This is a genomic window from Gelidibacter sp. (assembly GCF_035577925.1).
Lineage (GTDB): Bacteria > Bacteroidota > Bacteroidia > Flavobacteriales > Flavobacteriaceae > Gelidibacter.
Window position 1 is genome coordinate 1 of sequence record NZ_DATJCY010000320.1, and the last position, 2,293, is coordinate 2,293.

The window sequence follows — 2,293 nt, forward strand, 5'->3', positions numbered from 1 at the left end:
CATACCGTAGAGAAACGAAGGTAAAGAAAGGGGAGTTTGACAAAACAGCGTACAATACTATTTTAGCGAAGGGATCAAGCTAGCGCATGGGCACCAAGTTTGGACGGGGAGTTTGACAAGCGCAAACAATTTAAAAACAAACCCTCCGTCTAAACCTCCTACCGTCGGTTTAGCCACCTCCCTTTGACCAAAGGGAGTAGCCAATTGAGATAGTTTTAGATAGTATAGCTAAATATCAAGAACAACTCTCATATGCATTGTTTACCCAAAAGCAGAAATAATGAGCAAGGAATCACCGTGATAACTTTGCATAAACAAGTCCCATACTTTTTTGTTAACGGATTGTTTTTTCTATTTCTTTTATACTTAAATTTTGTACCTTACAAGGTTAAGGACTCTCAGCCAAAACAATAAGAACATGCATCTTTACAAACCGATTTTGCAACCTCAAGACATTCCTGAACGATTCAAGGAAGCTTGGAACCGCTATGACCCGAATGGGATTGCAGACTTATTTTTTGACAACGCCGATTTTATCAATGTTACGGGCAAATGGTGGGACAATAAAAAGGATATTTGGAAAGCACATGACTTTGGACTGCGGCTAATTTTTCAAAATTCAAAAATGGAGGTTCTTGCCGTTAAAGTAAAAATGCTGACCGAAAACATAACGATTGTCCATGCACACATGCGCATTATCGGACAAACAGAAAAAGAAGTGGATAATGCTGGTCCTCGAGAAACCCTATTCCTCTTTGTAGCGAGAAAGGTTAATAACGAATGGCTCTGCGAATCTGCTCAAAACACAGACATCATTCTAGGTAAACAAACCAAAATCCGAGATGAAAATGGCAATCTAAAATCGGTGAGTTATAAAGAAAAACTGTAAAAACATGAAAAAAATAGGATTTTTATCGTTTGGACATTGGGGCAAACACCCCGCATATAAAACCCAATCGGCAAGCGACACCTTGCTTCAGTCTATTGATTTGGCCGTTGCCGCCGAAGAAATCGGTTTGGATGGGGCATATTTCAGGGTACATCATTTTGCGGCACAATTAGGATCGCCCTTCCCGTTGCTAGCGGCCATCGGTGCCAAAACCAAAAAGATAGAAATCGGGACAGGTGTCATTGATATGCGCTATGAAAACCCAATGTATATGGTGGAAGACGCTGGTGCAGCCGATTTAATTTCAAAAGGACGATTACAATTGGGCATCAGCAGGGGTTCACCCGAGCAAGTGATTGAAGGTTGGCGCTATTTCGGTTATGAACCTGCAGAAGGAGAAGACGACGCAGCCATGGCACGTCGCAAAGCATTAGAATTTCTGGACCTGCTAAAAGGCGTTGGATTTGCCCAACCCAATCCATCGCCAATGTTTCCGAATCCTCCAGGGCTACTGCGTCTAGAACCACATTCCGAAGGCCTGCGCGACCGTATCTGGTGGGGCGCTGCCTCCAATGCAACCGCTATCTGGGCGGCCGAAAATGGAATGAACCTACAAAGTTCGACACTTAAATTTGACGAAAACGGCAAACCTTTCCATATTCAACAAGCAGAACAAATCAGGTTATACAAAGAAGCCTGGAAAAAAGCAGGGCACAAACGAGAACCACGAGTATCGGTAAGCCGATCCATATTTGCATTGGTAAACCAACAGGACCACTTTTACTTTGGACGGGATGCCAACCAGAAAGATCAAATCGGCTTTATAGAAAATGATAAACGGGCCATTTTTGGAAGAGGCTATGCCGCCGAGCCCGATCAACTTATCAAGGAACTAGCCAACGATGAAGCCATTCAAGAAGCTGACACACTCCTTTTGACCGTACCCAATACCTTGGGGGTTGATTATAATGTGCACGTGCTGTCGGCCATCCTGGAGCATGTTGCACCAGGTTTAGGTTGGCGCTGATCATCTAAAGTGCTTAAGAGGGTAAAGAAAAGGAGTTTGAAAAAATAACAGATCAGTCTAAAAAACCAGAACCAACAAAAAAAGCCTTTCAATTTCTTGAAAGGCTTTTTATTACTAGTAGCCGAACCCGAACAAATCTCGAAACATTTTTTGGAAGATTTGGAACGGTTAGACATTATGAAATACGTAGAAAATCTTAATGTTGATAAATAGATCCGTATTAAAAATCATTAACAGAATAAATAAATGTATCTGAAATTCCAGAAGAAAACGCATTAGATTTCCACTCTTTAGGACTTATATACCAACTATTATTAATCTTATTTAAACCTGCAAAAATACTAGCACAAACGGTTTGAATTTTAGATCCTGTCAAT

At 41.3% G+C, this 2,293-nt stretch carries 2 protein-coding genes; both read left to right on the forward strand.

The genetic code is table 11. The features are described from left to right. Positions 1-418 precede the first annotated feature (418 nt). Positions 419-889, forward strand: a complete 471-nt coding sequence (locus tag VNJ50_RS12540) for an SgcJ/EcaC family oxidoreductase (RefSeq protein ID WP_325582429.1) — start codon at positions 419-421, stop codon at positions 887-889. A 4-nt stretch (positions 890-893) separates the two neighbouring features. Then, positions 894-1,916: an LLM class flavin-dependent oxidoreductase gene (locus VNJ50_RS12545; RefSeq protein WP_325582431.1), complete on the forward strand. Its 1,023-nt coding sequence runs from the start codon at positions 894-896 to the stop codon at positions 1,914-1,916. Positions 1,917-2,293 lie beyond the last annotated feature (377 nt).